35 protein-coding genes and 1 pseudogene are annotated in these 24,590 nt (G+C 20.5%); 18 read left to right on the forward strand and 18 right to left on the reverse strand.

Features of this window, described 5'->3' with window-relative positions:
* The first annotated feature begins 385 nt into the window (after window positions 1-385).
* Window positions 386-808 (forward strand): transposase family protein, encoded by a 423-nt coding sequence (locus AAHM89_RS12240; RefSeq protein WP_339045912.1) that lies wholly within the window; start codon window positions 386-388, stop codon window positions 806-808.
* Window positions 809-831: 23 nt separating this feature from the next.
* Entirely contained in the window at window positions 832-1,107 is a 276-nt protein-coding gene (locus tag AAHM89_RS12245; protein ID WP_342266499.1) for a transposase, read from the forward strand.
* A 140-nt stretch (window positions 1,108-1,247) separates the two neighbouring features.
* Here AAHM89_RS12245 and AAHM89_RS12250 read toward each other — a convergent pair whose 3' ends face one another.
* The gene (locus AAHM89_RS12250; RefSeq protein WP_342266500.1) at window positions 1,248-2,435 is read right to left on the reverse strand and encodes an Mbov_0401 family ICE element transposase-like protein; all 1,188 of its coding nucleotides are present in this window, start codon (window positions 2,433-2,435) and stop codon (window positions 1,248-1,250) included.
* A gap of 98 nt (window positions 2,436-2,533) precedes the next feature.
* On the opposite strand from AAHM89_RS12250, the gene AAHM89_RS12255 reads away from it, so the two are divergent.
* The 13 genes from AAHM89_RS12255 (at window position 2,534) to AAHM89_RS12315 (ending at window position 15,550) form a co-directional block, all read left to right on the forward strand.
* Window positions 2,534-2,914 carry a hypothetical protein gene (locus AAHM89_RS12255; RefSeq protein ID WP_342266046.1) on the forward strand — a complete coding sequence of 127 codons (381 nt, stop codon included), beginning with the start codon at window positions 2,534-2,536 and terminating at the stop codon, window positions 2,912-2,914.
* Window positions 2,915-3,061: 147 nt separating this feature from the next.
* Complete coding sequence (locus AAHM89_RS12260; RefSeq protein ID WP_342265976.1) at window positions 3,062-3,595, forward strand: hypothetical protein; 534 nt, start codon at window positions 3,062-3,064, stop codon at window positions 3,593-3,595.
* A 14-nt stretch (window positions 3,596-3,609) separates the two neighbouring features.
* Window positions 3,610-4,926: a hypothetical protein gene (locus tag AAHM89_RS12265; RefSeq protein WP_342266045.1), complete on the forward strand. Its 1,317-nt coding sequence runs from the start codon at window positions 3,610-3,612 to the stop codon at window positions 4,924-4,926.
* Between the two features lie 2 nt (window positions 4,927-4,928).
* A complete protein-coding gene (locus tag AAHM89_RS12270) occupies window positions 4,929-5,222 on the forward strand; it encodes a hypothetical protein (protein ID WP_342265973.1) in 294 nt (97 codons plus the stop codon).
* Window positions 5,185-6,021, forward strand: a complete 837-nt coding sequence (locus AAHM89_RS12275) for a hypothetical protein (protein ID WP_342266501.1) — start codon at window positions 5,185-5,187, stop codon at window positions 6,019-6,021. The genes AAHM89_RS12270 and AAHM89_RS12275 overlap by 38 nt, the downstream gene beginning before the upstream one ends.
* Window positions 6,021-6,932, forward strand: a complete 912-nt coding sequence (locus AAHM89_RS12280) for a hypothetical protein (protein ID WP_342265971.1) — start codon at window positions 6,021-6,023, stop codon at window positions 6,930-6,932. Before AAHM89_RS12275 ends, AAHM89_RS12280 begins: the two co-directional genes overlap by 1 nt.
* Window positions 6,933-6,940: 8 nt before the next feature.
* A complete protein-coding gene (locus AAHM89_RS12285) occupies window positions 6,941-7,420 on the forward strand; it encodes a hypothetical protein (protein WP_342265970.1) in 480 nt (159 codons plus the stop codon).
* A gap of 3 nt (window positions 7,421-7,423) precedes the next feature.
* Entirely contained in the window at window positions 7,424-7,774 is a 351-nt protein-coding gene (locus tag AAHM89_RS12290) for a hypothetical protein (protein WP_342265969.1), read from the forward strand.
* Between the two features lie 43 nt (window positions 7,775-7,817).
* Window positions 7,818-9,485 (forward strand): hypothetical protein, encoded by a 1,668-nt coding sequence (locus tag AAHM89_RS12295; RefSeq protein WP_342266502.1) that lies wholly within the window; start codon window positions 7,818-7,820, stop codon window positions 9,483-9,485.
* Window positions 9,486-9,489: 4 nt separating this feature from the next.
* Complete coding sequence (locus tag AAHM89_RS12300; protein ID WP_342265967.1) at window positions 9,490-10,950, forward strand: phage terminase large subunit; 1,461 nt, start codon at window positions 9,490-9,492, stop codon at window positions 10,948-10,950.
* Between the two features lie 11 nt (window positions 10,951-10,961).
* The gene (locus tag AAHM89_RS12305) at window positions 10,962-12,323 is read left to right on the forward strand and encodes a hypothetical protein (RefSeq protein WP_342265966.1); all 1,362 of its coding nucleotides are present in this window, start codon (window positions 10,962-10,964) and stop codon (window positions 12,321-12,323) included.
* The gene (locus AAHM89_RS12310) at window positions 12,253-15,174 is read left to right on the forward strand and encodes a hypothetical protein (RefSeq protein ID WP_342266503.1); all 2,922 of its coding nucleotides are present in this window, start codon (window positions 12,253-12,255) and stop codon (window positions 15,172-15,174) included. Before AAHM89_RS12305 ends, AAHM89_RS12310 begins: the two co-directional genes overlap by 71 nt.
* A 211-nt stretch (window positions 15,175-15,385) precedes the next feature.
* Entirely contained in the window at window positions 15,386-15,550 is a 165-nt protein-coding gene (locus AAHM89_RS12315; protein ID WP_342266504.1) for a hypothetical protein, read from the forward strand.
* Between the two features lie 72 nt (window positions 15,551-15,622).
* Here AAHM89_RS12315 and AAHM89_RS12320 read toward each other — a convergent pair whose 3' ends face one another.
* From AAHM89_RS12320 to AAHM89_RS12390, 15 genes are all read right to left on the reverse strand, one after another.
* Window positions 15,623-16,477, reverse strand: a complete 855-nt coding sequence (locus AAHM89_RS12320) for a DUF3800 domain-containing protein (protein WP_342265964.1) — start codon at window positions 16,475-16,477, stop codon at window positions 15,623-15,625.
* A 145-nt stretch (window positions 16,478-16,622) separates the two neighbouring features.
* Window positions 16,623-16,889, reverse strand: a complete 267-nt coding sequence (locus AAHM89_RS12325; protein ID WP_342266505.1) for a hypothetical protein — start codon at window positions 16,887-16,889, stop codon at window positions 16,623-16,625.
* A gap of 3 nt (window positions 16,890-16,892) precedes the next feature.
* Window positions 16,893-17,177 carry a hypothetical protein gene (locus tag AAHM89_RS12330; RefSeq protein ID WP_342265962.1) on the reverse strand — a complete coding sequence of 95 codons (285 nt, stop codon included), beginning with the start codon at window positions 17,175-17,177 and terminating at the stop codon, window positions 16,893-16,895.
* Between the two features lie 3 nt (window positions 17,178-17,180).
* Window positions 17,181-17,363: a hypothetical protein gene (locus tag AAHM89_RS12335; protein WP_339047164.1), complete on the reverse strand. Its 183-nt coding sequence runs from the start codon at window positions 17,361-17,363 to the stop codon at window positions 17,181-17,183.
* A complete protein-coding gene (locus AAHM89_RS12340) occupies window positions 17,363-17,533 on the reverse strand; it encodes a hypothetical protein (RefSeq protein ID WP_342265961.1) in 171 nt (56 codons plus the stop codon). The genes AAHM89_RS12335 and AAHM89_RS12340 overlap by 1 nt, the downstream gene beginning before the upstream one ends.
* The gene (locus AAHM89_RS12345; RefSeq protein WP_342266041.1) at window positions 17,533-17,694 is read right to left on the reverse strand and encodes a hypothetical protein; all 162 of its coding nucleotides are present in this window, start codon (window positions 17,692-17,694) and stop codon (window positions 17,533-17,535) included. The genes AAHM89_RS12340 and AAHM89_RS12345 overlap by 1 nt, the downstream gene beginning before the upstream one ends.
* On the reverse strand, window positions 17,694-18,284 hold the full coding sequence (locus AAHM89_RS12350) for a hypothetical protein (RefSeq protein WP_342266506.1): 591 nt from the start codon (window positions 18,282-18,284) through the stop codon (window positions 17,694-17,696). The genes AAHM89_RS12345 and AAHM89_RS12350 overlap by 1 nt, the downstream gene beginning before the upstream one ends.
* Before the next feature lie 2 nt (window positions 18,285-18,286).
* Entirely contained in the window at window positions 18,287-18,565 is a 279-nt protein-coding gene (locus tag AAHM89_RS12355) for a hypothetical protein (protein WP_342265959.1), read from the reverse strand.
* Window positions 18,558-18,725, reverse strand: coding sequence for a hypothetical protein (locus AAHM89_RS12360; RefSeq protein ID WP_342265958.1), 168 nt, complete (start codon window positions 18,723-18,725; stop codon window positions 18,558-18,560). The genes AAHM89_RS12355 and AAHM89_RS12360 overlap by 8 nt, the downstream gene beginning before the upstream one ends.
* A gap of 104 nt (window positions 18,726-18,829) precedes the next feature.
* Window positions 18,830-19,600, reverse strand: a complete 771-nt coding sequence (locus AAHM89_RS12365) for an ERF family protein (RefSeq protein WP_342265957.1) — start codon at window positions 19,598-19,600, stop codon at window positions 18,830-18,832.
* Entirely contained in the window at window positions 19,600-19,779 is a 180-nt protein-coding gene (locus tag AAHM89_RS12370) for a hypothetical protein (protein ID WP_342265956.1), read from the reverse strand. The genes AAHM89_RS12365 and AAHM89_RS12370 overlap by 1 nt, the downstream gene beginning before the upstream one ends.
* Window positions 19,780-19,794: 15 nt before the next feature.
* Entirely contained in the window at window positions 19,795-20,004 is a 210-nt protein-coding gene (locus AAHM89_RS12375) for a hypothetical protein (RefSeq protein ID WP_342265955.1), read from the reverse strand.
* A 2-nt stretch (window positions 20,005-20,006) separates the two neighbouring features.
* Window positions 20,007-20,189 (reverse strand): hypothetical protein, encoded by a 183-nt coding sequence (locus AAHM89_RS12380; RefSeq protein ID WP_342265954.1) that lies wholly within the window; start codon window positions 20,187-20,189, stop codon window positions 20,007-20,009.
* Entirely contained in the window at window positions 20,179-20,337 is a 159-nt protein-coding gene (locus AAHM89_RS12385; RefSeq protein ID WP_342265953.1) for a hypothetical protein, read from the reverse strand. Before AAHM89_RS12385 ends, AAHM89_RS12380 begins: the two co-directional genes overlap by 11 nt.
* A 134-nt stretch (window positions 20,338-20,471) precedes the next feature.
* Window positions 20,472-20,963, reverse strand: a complete 492-nt coding sequence (locus AAHM89_RS12390) for a hypothetical protein (RefSeq protein WP_342265952.1) — start codon at window positions 20,961-20,963, stop codon at window positions 20,472-20,474.
* Between the two features lie 473 nt (window positions 20,964-21,436).
* On the opposite strand from AAHM89_RS12390, the gene AAHM89_RS12395 reads away from it, so the two are divergent.
* A complete protein-coding gene (locus tag AAHM89_RS12395; protein ID WP_342266507.1) occupies window positions 21,437-21,634 on the forward strand; it encodes a transposase family protein in 198 nt (65 codons plus the stop codon).
* Window positions 21,635-21,817: 183 nt separating this feature from the next.
* On the opposite strand, the gene AAHM89_RS12400 is transcribed toward AAHM89_RS12395, so the two are convergent.
* Entirely contained in the window at window positions 21,818-22,552 is a 735-nt protein-coding gene (locus AAHM89_RS12400) for a hypothetical protein (RefSeq protein ID WP_342266508.1), read from the reverse strand.
* Between the two features lie 2 nt (window positions 22,553-22,554).
* Window positions 22,555-22,800: pseudogene (locus AAHM89_RS12405) on the reverse strand (DNA cytosine methyltransferase); the annotation flags it as partial.
* A 124-nt stretch (window positions 22,801-22,924) separates the two neighbouring features.
* Between AAHM89_RS12405 and AAHM89_RS12410 the strand changes: the two are divergent.
* Both AAHM89_RS12410 and AAHM89_RS12415 read left to right on the forward strand, forming a co-directional pair.
* Window positions 22,925-23,902 carry an IS3 family transposase gene (locus tag AAHM89_RS12410; protein ID WP_342265776.1) on the forward strand — a complete coding sequence of 326 codons (978 nt, stop codon included), beginning with the start codon at window positions 22,925-22,927 and terminating at the stop codon, window positions 23,900-23,902.
* 292 nt (window positions 23,903-24,194) lie between these two features.
* Window positions 24,195-24,584, forward strand: coding sequence for a hypothetical protein (locus tag AAHM89_RS12415; RefSeq protein ID WP_342266510.1), 390 nt, complete (start codon window positions 24,195-24,197; stop codon window positions 24,582-24,584).
* The last annotated feature ends 6 nt before the right edge of the window (window positions 24,585-24,590 follow it).

The following is a 24,590-nucleotide window of genomic DNA, read 5'->3' on the forward strand; positions in this document are numbered from 1 at the left end:
ACTAAATTTTAAACTTGAAATTATTATAACATAATTCATATCCGTTTTTCTATAATGATTATAGATAATTTTATGACCTATAATATATAATAAATATTAATAATATATAATAAATGTTAAGTAAAATTTAAATAAAAATAGTATAATTAACTATTATTAACACATAAAATATTAATAAATATATAAAATTTTTATTTGATATATAATATTTGTCATTATTAATTAATAGAAAAACGGATATGAATTTCCTGTGATGATTTGTTAAACGATAAATTTTAACAAAAGACATATTCCGTAATTAAATTTTTTAAAAGTCAATTAATAATTTTAAAATTTATTTTATAATTTTGTTATTAACAATAAATTTAGAAAAGTGTTGATAAAAATGATTTTTGAAAATTTAAAAAAATTAAAAAATGAAGAATTTTACAGATATTTTGGTATAAAACGTTTTCATTTTAATGAAATGTTAGAAAAATTAATTGAAATAGAAAAATTAGAAAAAAATAAAGGTCGAAAAAATAAACTTTCAGTAGAAGAAAGATTAATGATGACTTTATTATACTGAAAAGAATATTATACTTTTTTTCAAATGAGTATTAAATCTAAAATGAGCCCATCAAGTTGTTTTCGAAATATTACTTGAGTAGAAAATAAACTTAGTAACCACAAAGATTACCAATTTTTAAAAGAAAGATATAAATTAAAAATTGATAAAAAACAAGAAAATTCAAATGAATTTCAATTTTATTTAATTGATTCAACTGAGATTGAAATTGAAAGACCAACTAAAAAAAACTACAGTTAGAATATTTTTCTGGTAAAAGTTGAATGTATTCTATAAAATTTCAAATTGTATATGATTTTTTTAATAAAAAAATTGTTGATATTTTTGCTGATAATGGTAAAGTGCATGATTTTCAAATATTAAAAAATTCAAATCTTGAATTTTCAGAAAAAACAATAATTATTGGTGATTTAGGATATCAAGGTATACAAAATATTTATAAAAATACAATAATACCAATTAAAAGAACTAAAAATAAAAAATTAACTAAACAAGGGGCGTATTTCAAGTCTAGTTATAATTTAATTTTCTTTAAATAAAAGATAAAATAAATTATTAATTGTTATAAATATTATAACCCTAAATAGGGTAAATGTCAAGTCTTATTATAGATTTTATTAACTTTTATAAAATAAAAATTCCTAACTATTTAGGTTTAGATTTATTAAATTTTATAAATTTAAACAAATACTTTTAATTTATTAATTCTTGCTTGTTTTAATTTTAATAAATTAAAAAATGCTTCTTTTGAATAAATTTTTGCATTATTATTAGATATAGATTTTATTAAATGATAAACATCACTTTCAGCACTACAACCAATATTTCAAATAGCATTTTGATTTTCAATACCTTTTTTATTATTTTTAAAATATTCATATATTTTTTCATCAGCATTATTTTCTTTTAAATAATCTAATAATTTATAATAACAACCATTTAAAAATAATTTATAATATGCATAATTTAATTTTTTATTATTTTCTTTTGTTCTTTTACCTTTTCCTACAATAAATACTTGTTTTAATTTTTGTAATGGATGTCATTTATCTACAGCATAATCAATTTTTAAATAATTAGCAGTAGATTTAAGATAAGTTGCACCATCACCAGTTAATTTTAAATTTTCATTAGTATAACCAATAAAAATATTATCTAAATTAGTTATTATAGATTTACCAAATTCTTTTTTAGTAATTCTTTGACCTTTTCTAGTTGATAAAACAAAAATATATTTATTTTCTAAAACATGTCTATTATCAGTAGATTTATTTAAATCAAAACCTGTACTTATACTTACTGTTCTATGTCTAAATTTTCTTTTCTTTTTATTATCAATTAAATTATTATATGATTCATCTGATTGAATATAAATATAATCAGTTGGTAATATTTTTATTTTTTCTTGTGGTAATTCTTGAACAAATATATTAGTTTTTTTTACTCTTCTACAAATAGTTGATAATGATATACTTATTTTTAAATTATGTTTAATTATAGGATATGTAATATTATTTAAATCTGCTTCATAAATTATTGATTTTGTTACTTGATTAGTAAATTTTTTATTTTTATCAATATTAATATATGTATCTAATGGATATAAATATTCACCAGTAATTTTATGTTGATATACTTTTCTATAAAAATCTTTTACTATTCCATACATTGATGTAAAAGTTCTTTTAGCAGTTTTAACATATTTATATTTATTTTTATCATATTCATTTTTATGTCAATATTTATCATAATTAATTAAATTATTTTTATAATCTAATAACATTTGTTTTTCATGATTAATTTTAAACTGATTATGAGGAAATTGTTCAGGAAGTAAAATCATAATATTATTCCTTTCTAAATACATAATTTTCAGTATAACAATTATTAATTGTTCAGTGTTGTAATATACTTTGCTTAAAATGTTATAATTAGTATATAAATATTGAATATAGGTGATATAATATGCCAGAAAAAGAAAAAAAATATGGTGAAAAATTAAGTGTTAATTATAAAACTCAAATTGATAATTATTTAAGAACTAAAAAGGTTATATTAACTCCACAAGGATTAAATAATGCACTTGGAATTGATAGAAAATTTGTTTATGATTGCCGACGTAGAAGCAATCCATGACGTAAAAAATTTATTAAAGATTATGATAATGCAAGAGCGATAATTTCAACTCATATGTTAGAAAAATCATTAGTAAAACCAGAAATAATTTATAAACATTGACAAGTTAGTTATCCGAATGAATATGATATTAATGAAGAAGATAATAACTCAAAAAGTAATATAATTATTAATATTTGTGAACCTAGAAAAATAGAAAATAATGATTAAAAACCTATAATAAATATAGGTTTTTTTCTTTATTTTAAAGGATAAAAATGATATAATTTAATAAAGTGAATATGTTAAATTAACATATATAAAAGTGACCTATTAACCAAGTGAATTATTAAAAATTAATAAAGGGAGATTAAAAGTATGAGTGATTTTACTTTTGATGAAAAAGAGAATTATAGTTTAGATGATGTTAAAAATTTACTAAAACAACATAGAAATGTAGTATATGCTGAAAGTAAAAAAGATATTGAACCTAAATTAAGTGAATATGAAACTAAAATAAAAGAATATGAAAATAAAATTAATAGTTTTGAAGAGCAACAATTATTTTCAAATATTAAAGATACTAAAAAAGTAAATTTAATTAAAAATTTAATGAATACTGATAATTATAAATCTTTATCTAAACAAGAAGCATTTAATAAAATAAATGAAGATTATAAAGATTTTTTAATTGATAAATCAGAACCTATTAAACAAGAAAATAAACAACAAGATAATTCAATTAATCCTACTGATTTAATTTTAAAATTACATAATAATTCATTAGACCATTTTAAAATTGCTCAAGATTTAAAAAATAAAGCAACAACACAAGGAATGACTAATCAAAAAGAATTAGAAGATTTAGTTGAAATTACTAGAAATGAAGTTTTTCAATCTATTAGTAAATAGAAAGAAGTTTTATTATGGGAGCTATAAAAATACCTGAAGCATTTTTTATTAAAGGTAATAATCCTACTGAAAATGCTATTTTAAGTGTACTTGAAGCACAAGTACGTGGTGAATTAACAAGTGAAAAATCAACAATGTTTATGCGTGGAACTTGTAGTGCTACTCAAATTGGTGAAATGGCTGGAGTTGCTATAGCAATTTATAGAGCTACAGTTCGTGTATTATGAGGATCAACATGAGATTGAAAAAATGGTACTAAAAGACAAAAAGGTGATGTTTATACAACTAAATTAGAAATTAATAAATATTTAACAATTGATTTTGAAATTCCAGAATTTGATATTGAAAGATTTATGAAATCACCAAAAGATATTGCAGTACAAATTGTTTCAAATTGAACAGCTTCATTTATGAGAAATTTAGGTGAAAATTTAGAATTAATATTTTTAAATGGTATTCAAGATTATGCTATTGCTAAATCATTAGTCTTACCTTTAGATTTAATTAATATGAATGCAGAACAAGCAAAAGAAGCTTATTATAAAATTTGAGCAAGAAATAATAAATTAATTAAATTAGTTAATTATATTACTGTAGGAACTAATAGAGAAGATTTAATGGGAGCAACTGGAATTGATAGTAATTTAGGTTTATCAAAAGCATTTACTGTTTTAAATTATAGTCAAATTTCAGCAGATACATTAGCATATGGTAGAAGATATACAAGTTTAATTGCTGGTATGGAATTTTGAGAAAGTTTTTATTTAGAACAAGAATTTATTCATGATACTGAAAAAGCAATGCATTTAGAAAAAGATTATAGTTTAAAAAATACACATGGTTTTGTAGTTAATAGATATATGTGAGGTATGCCAATTTCATTTACTAAAATAAGACAAAAATTAGATAATGATACAGATAATATTAAAATTATTGGTAAATGTTTATTTGCATTACCTAGTGCTATTAGACCAAATTTAATGTATTTAATTAGACCAACTATGCCTACAATTGAAGAAATAAAAGAAGCAAGAGCAAAAGATTTTTTAACTAATCCTAAAAATGAAAATGCAACTTATCAATCAACTTTATATGATGATATTAATAAATTAAATTTAGAAGATGTTATTTATTATAGAAATTTAGGAAAAATTACTATGGCTGGTGATAAACCTACTAATGATGAATTAGAAAATGCAATAATAAATGCTGGTAATAATGGTTATGAAAAAGGTAAAGCAAAATTTGATATTAAATCAACAAGTGCAACTATGACTGGTAATAATAGTGATTATTATGGAGTAGTAAATTTAGAATTTACTAAAAAATAATTATGGAATATATTTATAAATATTTTAATGAAAAAGCACATATTATTATTTATTCACCAAAACCAGAAGATTTAACTACTAGTAATGATATTAGAGCAATTTTATTAGATGAATATCCTAAATTAAGAAATGATTATTTTATAGTAAGTGATGTACATGATAATTTTGCAATATGTGTTGGTAATAATATAAATTGTCAAGGAACAGTTAGAATTCAAATTAAAAAAACTAATCAATTATCAAAAGGAGAAAATAAATATGCCACAACAACATTCTGAGACTACACAATTGAGTAACTATACTTTAACTAAATTAATAAGAACTGGTATAAGTCCAATTTGTGCAATGATAGGTACAAGTGCTTATTATGGTCAAGTAATAGATAGTCCATTATTAGGTTCAATTAATAGTTTATTATTTGGTAAAAAATTAGGTTTAGATATTTGAAATTTAAATCAAAGACCAAATACTAAAACTAAATTAATTAATAGTTCTAAAAAAATCTTATTAGGTTTAGGAACAATTGGATTAGCAAATTATAGTAAGTTTACTAATTCTTCCATTAATCCTAATCCAACTGAAAGTCCAATAACAACTACTACTATTGACCCATTTCCACCAGATTTATTATTTAGTAATCCAAATACTACTGATAATCATTTAATGGATTGAGATACATATATTAGTTTAAATGCTTATGGTATATCAAATCTTATTAATGGAATTCTAGAATTAATACCTAATAAATTTGAAGCAATAAGAAAAATTTGTAATATGGCAACTGGTGGTTGTTTAATATCAAGTGGGGTTGCTATGGGTATTAATAATGATTTTAATAATGCTTATGCAGTACCTACTATTATTGCTGGTGCAAGTGAAATAATCCATAATTTACTACCTATGGAAACTACAAATCATATTCAAGAAATGCAAGAAACATCATTTAATGATGAAACTGCAAGATTAATAAATGATAATAGATTTACTATTAATAGTGAAACAAGTAGTCAATATGGTAGTGATAATATGAGTGAAGTACCATTAAATCATGATAATGTTTCATTAAATTGAGATTATAATCACATGAGTTTATAATGTTACCTTTAATTATTGAATGAATATATTATGCATTAGCAAGTAATGATATTAAATTAGCATTAATAAATGCTTTAAAAACTTATTATAAAAATCAATCATTAAAAGCAGTATTTGATAGTGAAAATATTAGTGAAAAAGAAATACATCAACCATATAGTGTTTTTAATCCAAATATACTTAAAAAATTAACAAGTATATTAAAACCAAGTGAATTATCTATATTACAAAATGAAATTAATAAATTTAAAAATCCAATAAATAGTTTTAAAAATTATATTATGCCAACAGAAATTAGAACAGTTAAAAATTATGTTAATAAATTTAATAATTTATTTAAAGAAAATGAAGAAGAAATACCAAATAATGCATGAGAAGTATTATCAAGTTCATGATTTAAAAAAGGAAGATTTATTGTTGATAATAAAAATTTAAAAATTGGAACTTTAACAACATTATTTCAAAGTGATAATGATAAAAGACAAATATGATATGGTCCATATACTTATCCAACATTTCCACAAGAAATATGAATATTAATGACACAAGCAAAAGGTAAAAATGGTTCTGGTGCTGGAACAATATTTTGAAAATTTTGAAATAGAAAATGATTACCAAGTCAATTAAGAAAATATGTTAAAAGTGAATTATCAAAAAAAGGTAAATATTATGGTTCACAAGATACTAGTGTAATTTATCCAAATAATATTAATGTTCAAAAAACTATGCATTTTATTAATAGATTAGAAAAAGGTTTTTTTAAATTAAAAGAATATAAAAATTTATCTAAAAATGAAATTGGAAGTACACAATGAAGATATGAAAGAAAACAATTATTAAAAAATTCTTTACATACAAGAAAATATATAAAAATTAAAAGAAATTCTAATTTTTATAAAACATGAAAGTAGGTGGTTAAATGGAAATTCAAAAACCAGAGTGAAAAACAAGTTATTTAATTCCTTTTACTCGTGGTAGAAGAGATTATATTAAAGATAGAAAAATATATGATTTTAGTTTATTAAATGATATTCAAAAATTAAGAAAAAAACAATTAGATTCAATTAATTTATTATCATTTATATTAATATCTTTAATTATTACTTTATGAAGTACATTACCACAAATAATAATATTACCTAAATGATTATCATTTACAAAATTAGGTATGGAACATGTAGATTGAAAACATAATTGAGGTAATGCAATATGATTAACAATTGTACCTAGTATTGGTGGATTTGGTTTACATCATTTACCAAATAAAGCACCATCAAGAATTAAATTTATATTAAATTTAATAATTAAAATAATACCAATTTTAATATTAATTATTATTTGATATTTACCAAAAATAGAAAAAGAAATAAGAAAAATAAAAAAAGAAAAGGTGGAATAAAAAATGAATTTATCTACAACAGTAATATCAGCAGTATTAAGTGGAGCAGTTGCTAGTGGAGTAATTGTAACTATTGTTTTATTATTTTTATCAAAATTTATTAAAAAATCAAAACAATCAAATTTAGCAAAAGAATTAAAAAATAATAAAGAATTAGAATTTATTAAAGCAAATATTAAACAAATAAATTCTCAATTACAATTAGAAACTACATCAATTGCTAAATCTTTAGATAGTTTTAATAATGATGAAGAAAAGCAAGAAGTATTTAAAAATACTATTATTAGTCAAAGAGCTTCTAAAAAAGAATTATCAGAAAAAGATAAGAAAAAAGTAACTAAATTTAAAATTTAAAGGGTTTAAATACCCTTTATTTTACATTAAGGAGTAAATTATTATGGCTATTAAAGAACCATTAATGTTTATAACAATTGAAGAATTTAAAAATTGAAAAGGTTTTAATAAATTAGAATTTGATGATACTACAACACCAGATAATGAAATTTGATTTGCTATTTCAGTTGCAAGTAATAATATTGATTATTTAAGTGGACATTCTATTTCAAAAAAATGACCAGAAACTACATTAACAGAATTTACTGATGAAATACAAACTGCAACTGCATATTATGTTAGATTTTTATTAACAAAAGATAGTAATTATATTCGTGGTCAATCAAGTATTAGTCAAGGTGGTATGACTTATAGTGAAACTAATCCTACTGACCCTTATTTTATTGTTCCAGAAGTATTTAATTGTTTAAGAAAAATTAAAGAATATCCAAATATTACTGGTTTTAATTTAGATGTTTTACCTAAAAGAAATGATTTTTTTAGTAATTTTTATAGTAATTATGGTGAAGATAGTCCTTTTACAAGATATTTAGAATTAATAAATTTAAAAACAAATGATACAAGAGTAAAAATATATCCTAAAAATCCTAAATATTTAATTGGAACTCAATTATGAATTGATACTACTGGTATTAAATCATTTGATAATTTAACAACAATTGAATTATTTACTAAATATTTTAGTAATGATACTATGAAATTAGTTGATGGTAAAGAAGGTCAAGAAAAGAAAGTTATTAGTGCTACTGGTGGTAAAATAGATTTATCTGATTATTATAAAAAATCTGTTTTTATGAAAGGATATTTTACATATAAAGATGATAGAGACCAATTATGAATAAATGATGTTTCAAATAGTTCTCTTGCTATTTCATTATTACTTAATAATAGATATGATAGATTAGAAACTACTAATAAAACTATTGTTGGTGCTGTTAATGAAATAAATAAAAAACAAGTTAAAGAAAATTGAAAAGTAATAGGTAAAAGTATAAATAATCGTAAATATGGTGATTTTAATCTTGCTTTTAATACTCTTTATAGAGTAATTATTACATGGGAATCTCCACCATTTCATCAAGTAAATACAAGAATAACAGTAGAATTTAAAACAGGTAATTATTTAGGTGGAATACATGGAAGTAAAATATTTCTTACAAAAGGTTTAATTAATAATGAAGAAGGTATTTTATATTTACAATTATTAGATATTAATAAATGACAATTAATTTTAGAAGGTGGAAATGAAAAATATGCAAATATTTTTTCATTAGAAGAATTACAAAATACAGTTAAAGTAGATATTATTCAACCTATAAAAATTACAAGTCATACTTTAAAAATAAATGAATTAAAAAATAATGAGATTAATATTGAATTACCAAATACTCCAACACCAACTCCAAATATTCCACAATGAAAAGAAGTAGGAACAAAAGTTAATATAAATCATATTAAATATACTTTTAAATCAAATACTAAATATAAAATTTATTATAATTTTGAAAGTCAATCAAGTAATAAGAAATTTGCTTTTATGTCTAAAGAATTTTTATACGGTGAATTGAATACTGATGTTCAAACATTATATTGAGATAAAGTTAATGATAGAATAATAATTTCTTTACAAATGCAAAATGATACCATTGCTATTGTTAGTGACCCTACAAGATATGGTCAACTTTTAAAATTAGAAGAATTACAGGAATAATATTATGAATAAAGAATTTACTTATTTACATGAAATTAGTTATTGATTATTAAATAAAAGTGATTTTACTCATAGTGAATATAATTTAAGTGGAAGTCGTTATTCAAGTAAAACATATAGTATTGCAGAAGAATTAGCAATATTAATTGCTATTTCAATTAAAGTTAATAAATCAATTGCTATATATTGTTTTAGAAAATTAAATAAAGATATTAATGAATTAACAAAAGAAATTGATGAAGCATTAATTAATATTGGTTTTGATTATAAAGATTTTACTTTAAAATATCCAAATAAACAAGCAGATTTTCGTTTTAAAGGTAGTAAATCATTTATTAGAGTTATGGGTGTATATAGTAATAGTAATGATAGAATACCACTTAAAGGGCTTTCTAGAAGTGAAATAAAAGGTTTTGATTTAGCAATTGAATGATGTGAAGAAGCAAATGAATTTAGTCAAGCAGAATTTCAAGCAATTACTTTTGCATTAGGTAATGCTAAAAAAACTATTAAAATAAGAAGTTGTAATCCAGATAATATTTATCAATATTTTATTGAATATATGAATAAACGTGTACCTTTTAATTTAGATTTAATGAAAGAAAATAATGAACAAATTAAATCAATAGAAGAAAATCAAATGTTTAAATTATTTCATTATTCAAATTGAAAATTAAATGAACATAATTTAAAACAAGATAAAATTAATGATTTAGAAGAATTAAAAGAATTAGACCCTATTAAAGCACAAAGTTGATATTATGGTGTACCTAGTGTTTTAACTGGTTCTATATTTGCAAGATATTTAGATAAACTTAAAACTGAATTAGATTTTAATGTTAATGAAATAGTTGGTGGTTTAGATTTAGGTTTTGCTACAAGTTCACAAGCACATCCTACTGTTGCTGTTTTATGTTTTATTGGTGAAAATGAAAAAACTAGAAGAATACATCAAGAAAGTGAATTTTATCATAGTAATGCAATAATGCAATTTAAAAATACATATGAATTAGCAAATAATATTATTGATTATTATTTAGATGAAAGTATTAAATTTCAAGCAATGAAATTTGGTTTTACTTGTTATGTTGATTATGGTAGTGGTGGATTAGCAGTTATTGATATTTTAAAAAAAGAAGTAGAAAAAAGACGAATTAATTGATTACATTTTACTCCAGTAGATAAAACTACAATGTATTTAAGAGATAGAATTGATTGAGATACTATTTGTATGATTAAAGGTATATTAAGTATTAATTGAAAAAGATGTCCTAATACACATGAAGAATTATCAAAAATGCAATGATTAGCAAAATCTAAATTAGAAAATTCAAATAATGAACCACAAATGCTTGATTTATATGATAATTGTTGAGACGCAAGAATGTATGCTTCAATGCATAAAATGAAATGATTAATTAATAATATTAATAATGAATTATTAATTAATAAAAATAAATTTTAGGAGTGATAAAAATGAATAATCCATTAGAATATCTTTCTTGTAATAGAAGAGAATGATATAGTGATATTCCTATGAGAATTGCTCAAAAATCAACTAAATTATGATTAGGTAAAGGTTTATTATTTGATAGTGAAAAAGATGAAATTTTAAAATATTTTACTAATAAAATTATTAGTGATAAATGATTTGAAAAATTATATAAATTTGGAATTCAAGAAAGTTTACTTGGAAAAGTATATATAATGCCTATTATTTATAAAGATAATAGTACAAGTTTAAAAGTATTACCTAATTCATTTGCTGGTAGAGTTGCTAAATATAATGAAGAAGAACAATGTGCAGAATTCTTTTTTATAAATGAACAAGCAGATAGTGCAACATTAACTTGAGTAATTGCTGAAAATGGAAAAATAAGATTTGAAACTTATAAAAATGATAATAAAAATGAAAAAGAAATTATTTTAGGAACAGCACATACAAAATTAAAACCAGAATTAACACCAAAATATAGTTATGAAATTAAAAATCCTTGAAATTATTTACCAATATTAGAAATAACAAATTTACCAATGGTTAATTTTTATGGTAATTCAACAACTTTAAATGCATATCCAGATACTTATCCAGTTTGAAATTTAATTGAATATTATCATAAATCTTATACTCAAAGAAATGTTGATAGAGATTTAAATGTTACAACTTTATTTGGTGCATTTGATAATGAAACTGTTAAAAATATGATTGAACATGGAAAAATTATTGATAATCCTAAAAAAAATATTGTAGTTAATGTTGGTACTGCTGGCTATAATAAATCTGGTGCTGGTGGTATGGAAGTTATACAAGGTAATTTTAAAGCAAGTAATTATATTTTAGATAAAGATGATTTAGGTAAAGATATATGAAATGGTGCAGGTTATGATTATAATGAATTTTCTGGTGTAAATTATGAAAATAAAACTAAATCATTATTTAATAATAAAAATGATATGGAAACTACAGAAACTAAAATAAGTCATTATTCATATTATTTTTATAGATTTTTTGATATGTTATTAATTCATGAAAAATTATGAGATGGTATTGGAGATAGACCTTATTCATTTAAATTTTTACCTATTGCTATGACTGACCAATTATTAAAACAAGAAATGATTAGTCAAAGATTAGCAGATAGAACAATGTCATATACACAAGCTATTGCTGAATTAGATGAAGTAACAAAACAACAAGCAAAAAAACATTATAAAGAAATAATAGAAGAAGATAAAGAAGAAATAAAATTATTAGGAGATAATCAAAATGATACATCAACAAATTCAATTAATGAAACATCTACATCTTCAATTAAAAAGACAACAATTGCTAATTAAAAGATGTAGTTTTTGAAAAATATTTCCATTTGTTATTAATAATGGAGCAATTCCTTTAACTGAAACTGGTTATAAACCAATTAATAGTAAAATTAGTGATTTTGGTCAATATGAATTAATATTAACTGGTACTACTCCAGTTGTATGTATTTGAAAAAATAGTACAAAAATATATCAAAAAAATAAAGGTAAAATTAATGAAGAAATACATAAAGTTAATGGTCAAGATGAATTTTATACAAAACAATATAAAATTGGAGATTATTGAAATGCTTATTTAATTGATGATACAAGTGGTGTTGATTTTAGTAATTTACCAAATAATCAAATATTTAAAACAGTACAAACAAAAAGACAATATACTTTAGTAATGTTTGAAGAACATATTACAATTGATGATTATTTACAATTTTTTGTAGTATTTAATGATGAAAATGAAAATATTGGTGGTAATAGTGGTAAAAATCAAGATAGACAATTATTATATATTTCAAATGTAACAAATTATTATAGTCCTTATAATGGTGCATTTAGTATGCAAGTATTAACTTTTAGTAGTTTAAATGATAGAGTAGTTGCAAGTGGTCAAAATACACTTGATTTTGTACAATATGCAAGTCCTGGTAGTGGTTATGCTTTCCCTACTATTCAACAAGGAAAAGTAACTTTAAATCGTACTTTAATGCGTGATATAGGAGTAAGATATAGTCATAGACAATCATATGGATTAGAATTACTTTCTAGTTGTTATTATTATGGAAGACCAATAATTCAAGGTCAAGAACCAATACAACAAAATAATGAAGAAATATTTGAAAGTAAAGTATTTGCTTCAAGAAGATTATTTATTGCTGGTAATAATGAAAAATCTACAACTGATATTAAAAATAATGGTGGTTTACTTGCTGGTATAAATGATAAAATAACAACAAGTAGTCATCCAGAAACAACATTTTATAATATAATGGACGCAAAACCAACTGGATTTACTAATTTTAAAAATTTTACAGAATGATTAAAAACTTCATTAAATTTTCAAGATAATTTATTTGTAACAAAAGATTTTAAAGGTATGCTTGCTTTTGATAAAGATAAGGCAAGATTAAGTAATGGTACATCAGTAGGAGAAGCAAAATTCTTTTGAGATAGTGAATGAAATATAAATAATTTAACTGGTAATTATAATGTAGATATGTCAAGTAATTTTAAATATAAAGACCCAGATACTCATTTAATTATTGGTAGTCCAACTGTAGATTATTCAAAAATAAGTCAAAAATATATGTCTGCTATTTTAAATTTTAATAGTGTAGTATTTAGTCCTTTAATACAAATGCCTTATGATAGTCAACAATGATTACCTTTTGCTTTAAGTGATATTCCTTTAATTGGTAAATTATTAAATGCTTTAACATTAGGTATATGAAGTAGTTGAGTTATTACTCAAAATGCTCAACAATATAAAAAAATGTTATATTTTAATGGTTTTATGAGTGCATTTTTTACAAGTAATTTAGAAAGTATTATTGGTAATGGTGGTTTAATTCCTTTAAATGCTTTTACAAATGATAATGATTTTACTATTGGTAAATTATTAGGTGCAAATGTTTCAACAACTGCTATGACAATGAAATTAAGTGATAGAGTAAGTGTATATCCATGAGACCCTACTACTGGTAAGAAATTAACTACTAAAGAACAAATATCAACTGTTGATTTATCACAAAAGAAAAATAATAAAGTTTATATATTAGCAGAAGATACTGAATTTTTAGATATAGCAAGTCCTTTTACAAATGAAGATACTGAATGTCAATGAAATCCAACAGCAAATGGAGTTATTGATGGTTCAAATTATGCTTATATTATTGATACAATTGTAACTCAAAGTTTACATCAAGGTGAAGAAAGACATACATTTTATAGTGATAATCCTTTTACTTATCAAGGTGATTATAATGAAATATCAGTTGCACAGTTTAGATATAATAATATGGGTTATTTAACTGGTAATGCTTTTAATTGAACAACTTTATATAAATTAAATCATGATGAATATGAAGAAAGTGAAGAAACTACATTTTCATATCCAGCAAAAATATTACCACCAAGTCCACAAAATATAGCAAAAAGTATTATTATTAATACTAAAAATTTATCTATTAATTATAGTAGTAATAATATTCCCTTAATTAATACCGATGATTTTATGTCTTCTAATACTAGAGAATGACTTAATGGTAATAATATTTCAATATTAAATGAAACATTTGATATTAAATCAAAACTAGACCCAACATTATTAATTAATACTTTTAATGATTTAAAAAGATATTATAAAAGCATAGATATTTACTATAAATATAATTTTGATACTAAAGAAGAAATTAATAATATAGGAAATAATCGAGGCTTAAAATTTTCAACTACAGAAAGTTTTAGCAATAAGAATATAGATACATTTTTATCTATAAATCTTAATGATTTAATTTTTGAAAATTTTAAAAATAATGTTTCACATACTAAATTTAATAATGATAAAACTACTGGTTATGTGCCTATGGCACTTGCTTATTGACAACCAGATACTACTTATAAATTAAATAATTTTGAATTTAACTTAAAATCAACTATGACTCCTTATCCTTTTGAAGTTAATTTTTCTATAATTAATAATCCATCTATTGGATTAACTATTACTAATAATAATTTAAATTGAACTTTTAATTTTGCTATTGGTATAGGAAAAGTAGAAGGATATATAAAGTCTCAAGGTAATATTGGATATGGTAGAAGATATGTTAATAACATTACTGCAAATATATACAAAATAATTTTAAATGCAAGATAATTTGTTATAATAAAATTAAAAAAAGAAAGGTTAAAAAATGACAATAGGAACATTAATATTAATCATATTATTATCAGTATTTATAATCTTTCCGATTTGATTTTTAACTATTACCTATGGAATAGTTATGTGTAAAAGAAATAATTCATGAGGCTTATTATTATTATTATTAAGTACAAATATTTTTGGCTTATTAATTGGGTGAATAATATTGTTTAACAATAATCATGTTAAAATTGATTATAAATATAAATTATTATTTGCTGTTAAAGAAAATAAATCAAATTTAGAATTATGAAAAGAAGAAAAAAATAAATTATCTAAAAGAATAGAATTTTTAGATAAAAAAATAAATAATAAAAATTATACAAAATAATATTTCACAATCTAATTAAAAAGTTACCAATTAAGGTAACTTTTTTTATATAAAAAGAAAAAGGAATAAAAATTATTCCTTATCTTGTTGGGCAGCTTGCCTGCTCTCTAAGAACACACCAGCAACTTTATTTCCAGTAGTATTTACCTGACTAGACTCTGACCAACAGCATTTTATATCTAATATACTATTATTATATATAATTACCGGAAACTTACAAGCAATTATATTAAATTCAAAATTTTCAAATATATTTAATAATTGTTTTGCGTCTTTATGTTTATTTAAATATTTATTACAAAAATTTGCAATAATATCACATGCCTGTATACAATTATATATTTTAGAATCTAAGTATTTTACTTTATTAATGATTATATTTTTTGTTCTTAAAAATCTAATTATTCCATTTTTTGAATAATTTTTATTTAGATATGATTTTAAATTAATTGCATCTATTTCTTGAATAGGTTGTGTATAAATATCATCAATATATAAATTTATATTTGAATTAGGTAATATAGTTTTATTTTCAATTAATTTTTTTATTAATAAAGCAATTAATTCATTATTTTTTAATTTTGCATGTTCTTCATCTGAAGTTGGTAAAATTAAATCTTTTTTGCATGTTCAAACGCAAAATAAATTATCTATTATTTTGTATTTACTAATTAAATTTTCTATATCTGCTTTTTTATAAGGACTTTTTTTAAATTTAATATATTTTTTAGCAATATCATCTCCTTTTATTTCAGATTTTTTTGTTACTTTCTTTTTTGCTTCAATAAAACTTTTAATAAAATTATTTCTTTTATTTTTATTATTAAAAATAATACCACCATAAATTACATGTTTATCGCTTTTATTAAGAAATTTACCACTATCATCTAAATATAATCAATATTCATTTATATTATTATTACTCATAAATAAAAACTCATTCCCATTTTTTTATTTGTTAATAATATTATAAATCAAAAAAAATAAAAAAGAGAAATTATTTAGGAATGAGTAATTTCTCTTTATTAATTATATCATATTTTCTATATTAAATATAGATTATTTAATTATTTTATTCATCATCATCATTAATTTCTATTTGAGAATTATGATGATGACATTGTTTACATTTTTCTATTTTTTCTCAAATTTTTCTATTAATATTATAATCATTTAATAATTCTTCAAATTCTTCAATATTATTTTTGTCAATATGCAAATCTTTAAAATTTAAAGTAAAATCTCCTTCACCTGAAAAATTACCAACACTTACATCATAATGTTTTTCTTTTTTTCATTTATTTAAAAATTCATCTATTGTACAATTTATCATTATCATTATTTACTCCTTATTATAATTTAATCTTTCTTCTTTTGTTTTTGGAAAATGATTATAATTTTGCATTAATTGATTATCTGGTGCAACAAATACTTCAATTTCTAAACTATCTGGGTCTAACTTATATGATAATACTTTTCAGTCTGCTAATTCATAACCTAATAAAGTACGGTCATCATCTAATTCACTATTTCCACCATTTCATGAAAAATATATTTCTTTATCTTCAGTAAATATTTTAAAAACATTATATTTATCACTATATTTTAAAAAGTCTCATAAATTCATTATTTACTCCTTATTTTTAATTTCTTTTATTTTATTTTTAAATTGTTTTTTATGAAAATAACACATATTAAAAAATTGAACAGCACTATCTTCTATATTTCCAATTTTTAAAGTAACTAATACTTTACTATTACAATCTTTAACAATACATTTAAGTAATACTTTTTCTTGTTTTTGTTTTTGCATTATTTTACTTCCTTATTTAATTTATTTAAATAATTATTTAAATAAATAATAGTTACATCTTTTTTTATTTGTTCATTACTATAAAGTAAATACATATGTAAAAAAGAAGCTCTTTCATCTAATAATTTATTAATTTTTGTTATTTTTTTTAATTTAAAATTCATAAACATTATTTATTCTCCTTAATTTTTATACCATTCATATTTAATTCTTTTTCTAAATGTTTTTTACAAAAATATAAGTTAAATGAAAAATTATCGTTACTATATGCTTCTAATTTCATAATTTTTCGACTTCCTACTGCTCTTTTTTCACACAGTAAACATTTCATTATTTATTCTCCTTATTTAAATAATATCAACCAATTAATAAACTATCTGCTTCATCATGATTTGATATTGTTATATTTCAATTATTAAAAGTAATTAAATCTTTAACTAATATTAAAGAATATTCTTTTTTTCAATTATTATAATTTATTTCTATATTTTTATAATTTTCTTTATATCATTTCTTTCATTCACTTGGACTTATTAACATATCTTTTGTTATTAATTTATTAAATTGACCAGCAATAAAACCTCTTAAATGTTCTTGTGTTTCATAACCAATACCATTTTTACTATGAAAAGTACCACGTTCAATGATTAAATCAAATTTTTCTAATCATGGATAAGTATTATTAGGTTTTGTATCAATATTAGGAATAATATAATCTCTAATTTTTCATTTTAATTCTAATGATGTTTTTATTTCATATTTATTAAAATTATAACTGCTTATTCATATCGGTTTTCATTCATCGATATATTCAATTTCATTATAATTAACTTCACATTCACTAATTCTTTTTGTTTTTTTTCATAAAGTAAATCCAGTATTTTTAATACTTGGGTCAATTGAAAGTAAATAATTATTCATTATTATTGTCCCTCTCTACAAACAAAATAAGATTTTGCTTTTTCTAATCCTAAATAATAACCTTTTAACATTTTTTTATTTTTATATTTTTTTAATAAATTTTCAACTTTTGCCATTTCTTCATTAATTCAATCTAATACATCATTATCAGTAATACTTTTACACTCATCACATTCACTTCTTAATTTATTACCAACATAATAAGGAAAATCTAATTTATATTTCTCTTCTAATAATTGACATTCTTTATATGTAAATATATAGTAATTTTCTTTATTCATTATCAAACTCTCCACATTTTATTTTATTAATTAAAATTTTAATAAAATCAATTGAACCTCTTAATTTATTTAAATAATATATGTCTTTTTCTTTATTATATTGTTCTATATCACTATCTAAAATTATATTTAGTCAACTAATTAATTTTTCTTTATTCATATTATTTTTTCTCCTTTTTTTTATTTAAATTTATAACTAATATTTTTAAACAATTCATACATCAATAATTAGTTAATCAAATTCTTTTATTACAATATTTACATTTATTCATAATTTCTATATTCACTTTTATTATTATTTTTTAAATTTTTAAATCTTTCACGAATTTCTTTAAATTTATCAAATAAAGTTTTTAAATAATTTTCACCCATTAATATTAAAAAATCTTTATTATTATTTGGATTTAATCTTTCCATATCTTCTCTTATACATTCATCAAATAAAACTGTATTTGTAATCATATATTTTTCAAAATAATCTAATTGTTTTTCACTTGGTTCTCATTTTTCATTTTGTATTTTTACATTATTATTAATATAATTATTTTGTTGTTTATTATTTTGAATTAAATTAACATTATCATTATCTGGGTCAAGTTCATCTTCACTTAATAAAAGTAAATTCATTAAAAAATATCTATAAGCATAAGTTTCTGCACTACCTTTTGCTTTTGCTATATCTGTATTTTTAGCACAAGCAAAAATATTAAAATCTTCTCTAAATTCTATATTATCTAAATCAATAATTGAATATTTTTTTTGATATGAAACTTCTATTTCTTTTGTTACATTTTGTATTTTATTATTATTTTTATCCATAAATTCTTTAATATTTTCTATTTTATTTATATTCATATTTTCTGAATTATCTGAATGTAAAATAAGTATATTTAGTTCTCTACATAGTCCTTTTAATTTATTAAAAATATCACTTAATAATCAATATTTATAATTACCATGAGTATTAAAACCATTTTTAGGTGTACTACCAATTTCTAATTGTAATTTAAGTATTTTTTTATATAAATTATTCATTATTTATCACTCTTTCTATTTATTGCATTTTTTATTAAATCCCTTACAAAATCATTCATAGTTATATTTCTTTCATAACAATATGTTTTTAATTCATAATGATCATTTTTAGTAAGACGAATTTTTAAATTTTTAATTAATAATTTATCTTCATGTTTTTTAAGTGCTGCTGCTACCATATTTATTTATCTCCTTTAACCTTTAAAAATTCTTTTATAATCAATAATTGCTTGTTCTAATTTATTTACATCTTCATATGTAAAATAATCATTACTAATGTTTAATTCATAATCATCATCAATTCTAACATCTAAACTATTTTCATATTTACTATTAAATTCTTCTTGTAATTCTTCAAATTTTTCTATTAATTTTCTTGCATTTTGTAATTCTAATCTATTCATATTTACACTCCTTTAAAATTTTCTAATTGTAATTCATTAATATAATATTCATATAAGTAATCTCAATTATTTGATGTTAAATACATATCTTCTTCAATCATTTCATCAATACATTTATTACAATAATATGTTTTTTCTAATTCAGAAAATCATATATATTTTTCATTATGTATATTACATTTCATTTTTTTCACCTATTAATTTATAAAAACATTTATTACAAGTTCTATTTGCAAATGATGAATTTTTATTACATATATCACATGAACCAAATATTTTTTCAATTTCTTCATATTTTAAATATATTCTTTTATCTTCTTTTAAATTCAACATAATTAATTACTCTCTTTCTATAATTTTTAATATTTCTTGTATTTCAATATATTTTTTATTTTTAAGTAATTTTTCATTACATAATTTTTTTATTAATTCTATTTTTTCAACATTTAATAACATATTAATTTCCTTTAATACTTTAAATAAAATATTTTTTCATTATGAGTATTTATATCTTTCATTGGTGTAACAATATAATTTATTGCTAAATCATTATCATTATATGGATTATTTATTTTAAAACTTTTCATATCTTGTTCTCATGTAATGTTATATTTAAAACATTCTTGATTTTTATCATTTGTAAAAATATAATAACCATTATATTGTTCATAAAATTCACAAGATATTAATTCATTTTCATTTGTAGTAATATCTGGAATATTTTTTATATATTTTAAAACTTCACTACCTTTAATACTTTTCATATTTTCTGTAATTGAATTTTTACCTAATTTATAATCAAAATTTTCAAATATTTTTAATGCTATTTTTTTATTATTTTCGTCAATACTAGTATATTGTTTAGGAAATCATGTTTCATATTCACCAATTTCTAATAATATTCCACCATTAGTTGATTCTTGTATTTTAGTTTTTAAATCTAAACTAATATTTGGCATATAATATTCCTTTCTAATACGTATTTTTACGTATAAGCCTTATCACCTACAGTGATAAAAGGCTTATATATATATTTTTATTAATACGTATACGTAATATATTGTGCTTTCACTCTTGATGAGTGAAGCACATATACGTAAATAAAAAATTATATTTAATAATTAATTTATTTATGTTATGATATTATTGATGAGGTATGTATGTAATATATAACCCCCCTTATGTGTAATAATTTATTAATAATTAAAGAACAGGGTTTATGGTTATTGCATTTCTATACAAATTTAATTTCAATTTCATACAATAACAATTCAATAAAAATAAATAAATTACTCTTTTATACTCATGTAGTAGTATTTACATTTAGTACTCACAATTAGAATATCTACGAGAGTTTTAAAGTTTTTTTATTTAACAATTAAAAAATGAGAGTTTTATCTCTCATTTATATTTTTATTAAATCTAACTAAGGTTGCAATACGTCCCTAAACAAGAAAGAAAATACAATAAGATTGTATCTAAAATTAGAATTAAAGTTGAACATGTCTTTGCTTGATTGAAAAGATTCAAAATTTTAGTAAATAAATGTAGAAAATCTAAATTTAGACTTATGTACTTAAGATTTAACTTACTTTGTGAAATTTTTAATAAAATAAAACCATTAAAATAAAAAAAATATTAAAAATATTTTTTTAAAATTTAAATTTTTATCGAGTTAATATAAAAATATTATTAACAATTTTTTGTTTAAAATGTAAACTCATTTTTTAAACTATTTTTTCAAAAAATATTTATTTCTATATTCAATAACACTAAATAGTTTTAAAACAATTTTATTGACAATTAATTAAATTTAATTACGGAATATGTCCTTTGAATCATGAGAATTATTTAATAATTCAATATTTTCTTTGAATTCTAAAAATTTCTCCTTAACTCTAGCTTCATAACTTGAACCAGCTGTAGATTTTATTGATTGATTAACACTCTCACTAATAATCAAATTAAAAACTGCAGCACTATTTAAATTACTATTTTTTGATAAAAATTTAATTTTTTCATTTAATTTTATTATTTCATTATTTGATGTATTTAAAATAAAACTACTTTTACCATTATCAAATCTTATAAGCATATCAATTATTAATGAAAAAATTACTCTAAAACTATATGGATATTCTAAACTACTAATATCATACTCTATACTAAGTGGATCATTTATACTACTAATTTTTTTTACAAATCTGGAATTTGTAAATGTTTTAACTTCTTCTCATAAAAGTTCTTTTAATTGAAATAAAGAAATTACAAAATCTAAAAAAATAATAAAATTATTTACATTTTTATTATTTGTTAATAATAATTCAGATATATTATTTGATTCGCCATTAGTTTTATAATTTAATATACTAATAATAAGTTCATATCAAGATTTACTATCCAAATTTTTATTTTTATTTCTTTCAATTAATACTTGTAAATCAAATAAAACAGATGACTTTACTTTTGATTGAATTAATCACTTTAATATTCTATAAAACAAAATATTTTCATCTCATATTGTTTTTTCAATACTATCAATATTCATGATTAAAATTTTACTCTTTCTAATAATTTAACAATTTCTTTAGCTATTTCTCTAACGACTGCTACAGCAACCGAATTTCCAAACTGTTTATAAGATTGATTATCACTAACAATAATTTTAAAATTACTTGGAAATCCTTGCAAATTAGCACACTCTCTTGGAGTTAATTTTCTTGGATTATTATTTTCTTGATATAATAATATTTCTGATCCGTCTTTATAATATCTGGCCGATAAAGTACTTGTATACGCCACTTGCCACTTGCCACTTAGCCCTTTTTACTAGACCATTAATTTAAAAAACCTGAATGTATTCTAAAAACAATTGTGTTATATAATTAACACTAATTTTAACCTGAAAGGATTTTTATTAATGGATAAAATTAAACAAATAGCATTAGTAATTAACAAATTAAATATCAAAGAAAAAATTAAAATTATTGATGATTGTAAAAATCAATATTCAATTAGAAACCTATGTCAATATCTTCAATTAAACAGATCAACATATTACTTTTTAAAAAATAAACAAAAACCTATTAAAAAAGAAGAAAATCATATTATTAAATGCAATCATAAATATCAAAAAATATGCCAACTTTTAATCGAATTTCATTCTACAAGAAAAGGCAGAATTTATGGATATTTAAGAATTTTTTCAGCTTTTAAAGAGTGATTAAAACAAGAAAAAAATATCATTTTAAATATAGAATTATCAATAAAACAAATGCGAAAAATTATGAAAGAACACAATATTCAAGGATTAAAACAAACTAAAAATAACTATCCTAAAAACAAAAAAAATCCAAATAAGTGAATACCTACAATGGATAAAGTAAACAAAGATTATAAAAGTACAACCTCTTCAAATCAAATTTGATCAATGGACACTAAACAAATAAATACTAAAGAAGGATGATTATATCTTTTTGTAATTATTGATTTTTATTCAAATAATGTTGTTAGTTATAATATTGCTCCTAATAAATCATATCAGGATTTAATTCTTCCTGCTCTTGAAAAAATCAACAAACAATTTTCTTGAAATCAAGTAAAAAATGTTATTTTACATTCAGATAACGCCAACGAATTTTATTGTCAGGATATCACAAAATGAGCAGAGGATAAACAAATAATTTTAAGCAAAAAACAACCTTATGATATTGGTGGTAATGTATTATCTGAAAACTGATTTTCTCATTTATCTCAAGAATGACTACCTAAAGGATCAAATCAATATTTATCCATCAATGAAGCTATAAATGATGTAAATCAATATGTTATGTTTTATAATTATGAAAGAATACATTCTAAATTTCTAAAACCACCAATTTTACAAATTAAAATTTAGAATTTTATATCAAAAATGGTCCAGTAATTAAGGGCCAACCACCGAAAAAAACAAAACTTGAAATATAGAATTTATGTATTATTATGGCAGTTGAATTACTCCGTTAGTTTTTATTCATATCTATGCTCAAGCATTTTTTTGATATAGTAATAATGGCAATATATATTTATCTATTCATTTAAAAGAAGAATCAAAAAATGCTGTAAAAGGAGCACACTTTAAACTTCAAATAAATAGTGCATATTTAAGCTAAATTTATTAATTATAATAATAAAAAGGGGACAATATAACAATGAATTATGAAGATGAAAAATGTGACTTAGAAGTTAAATCAATTTTAGAAAAACAATATAAAAATGATCAAATCAAAGAGTTCTTAGTAAAACTTATAAATTCAAAAAAAGAAGAAAATAAATTTTATAGTAACTTAGAATTACTAGCGGATGTTTCACTATATTATAAAAAGATTAAAAAAACTGTTAAAATAACAAATAATACTTTGGAAATAATAAGCAAAATTTTAAAATTAAATGATACTGAAATAAATAATTTTTTAAGTTTAAGTTGAAATAAAATTCAAGAAATAACTACAGAAAAAATCATAAATATCGAAGAAATTAATGATTTATTAAATGAACCTTTTGTAAATACTTCATATATTAATCAAAAAAATTTAATATAGATTTCT

Source organism: Spiroplasma endosymbiont of Villa modesta (assembly GCF_964030925.1).
Taxonomy (GTDB): domain Bacteria; phylum Bacillota_I; class Bacilli_A; order Mycoplasmatales; family VBWQ01; genus Spiroplasma_E.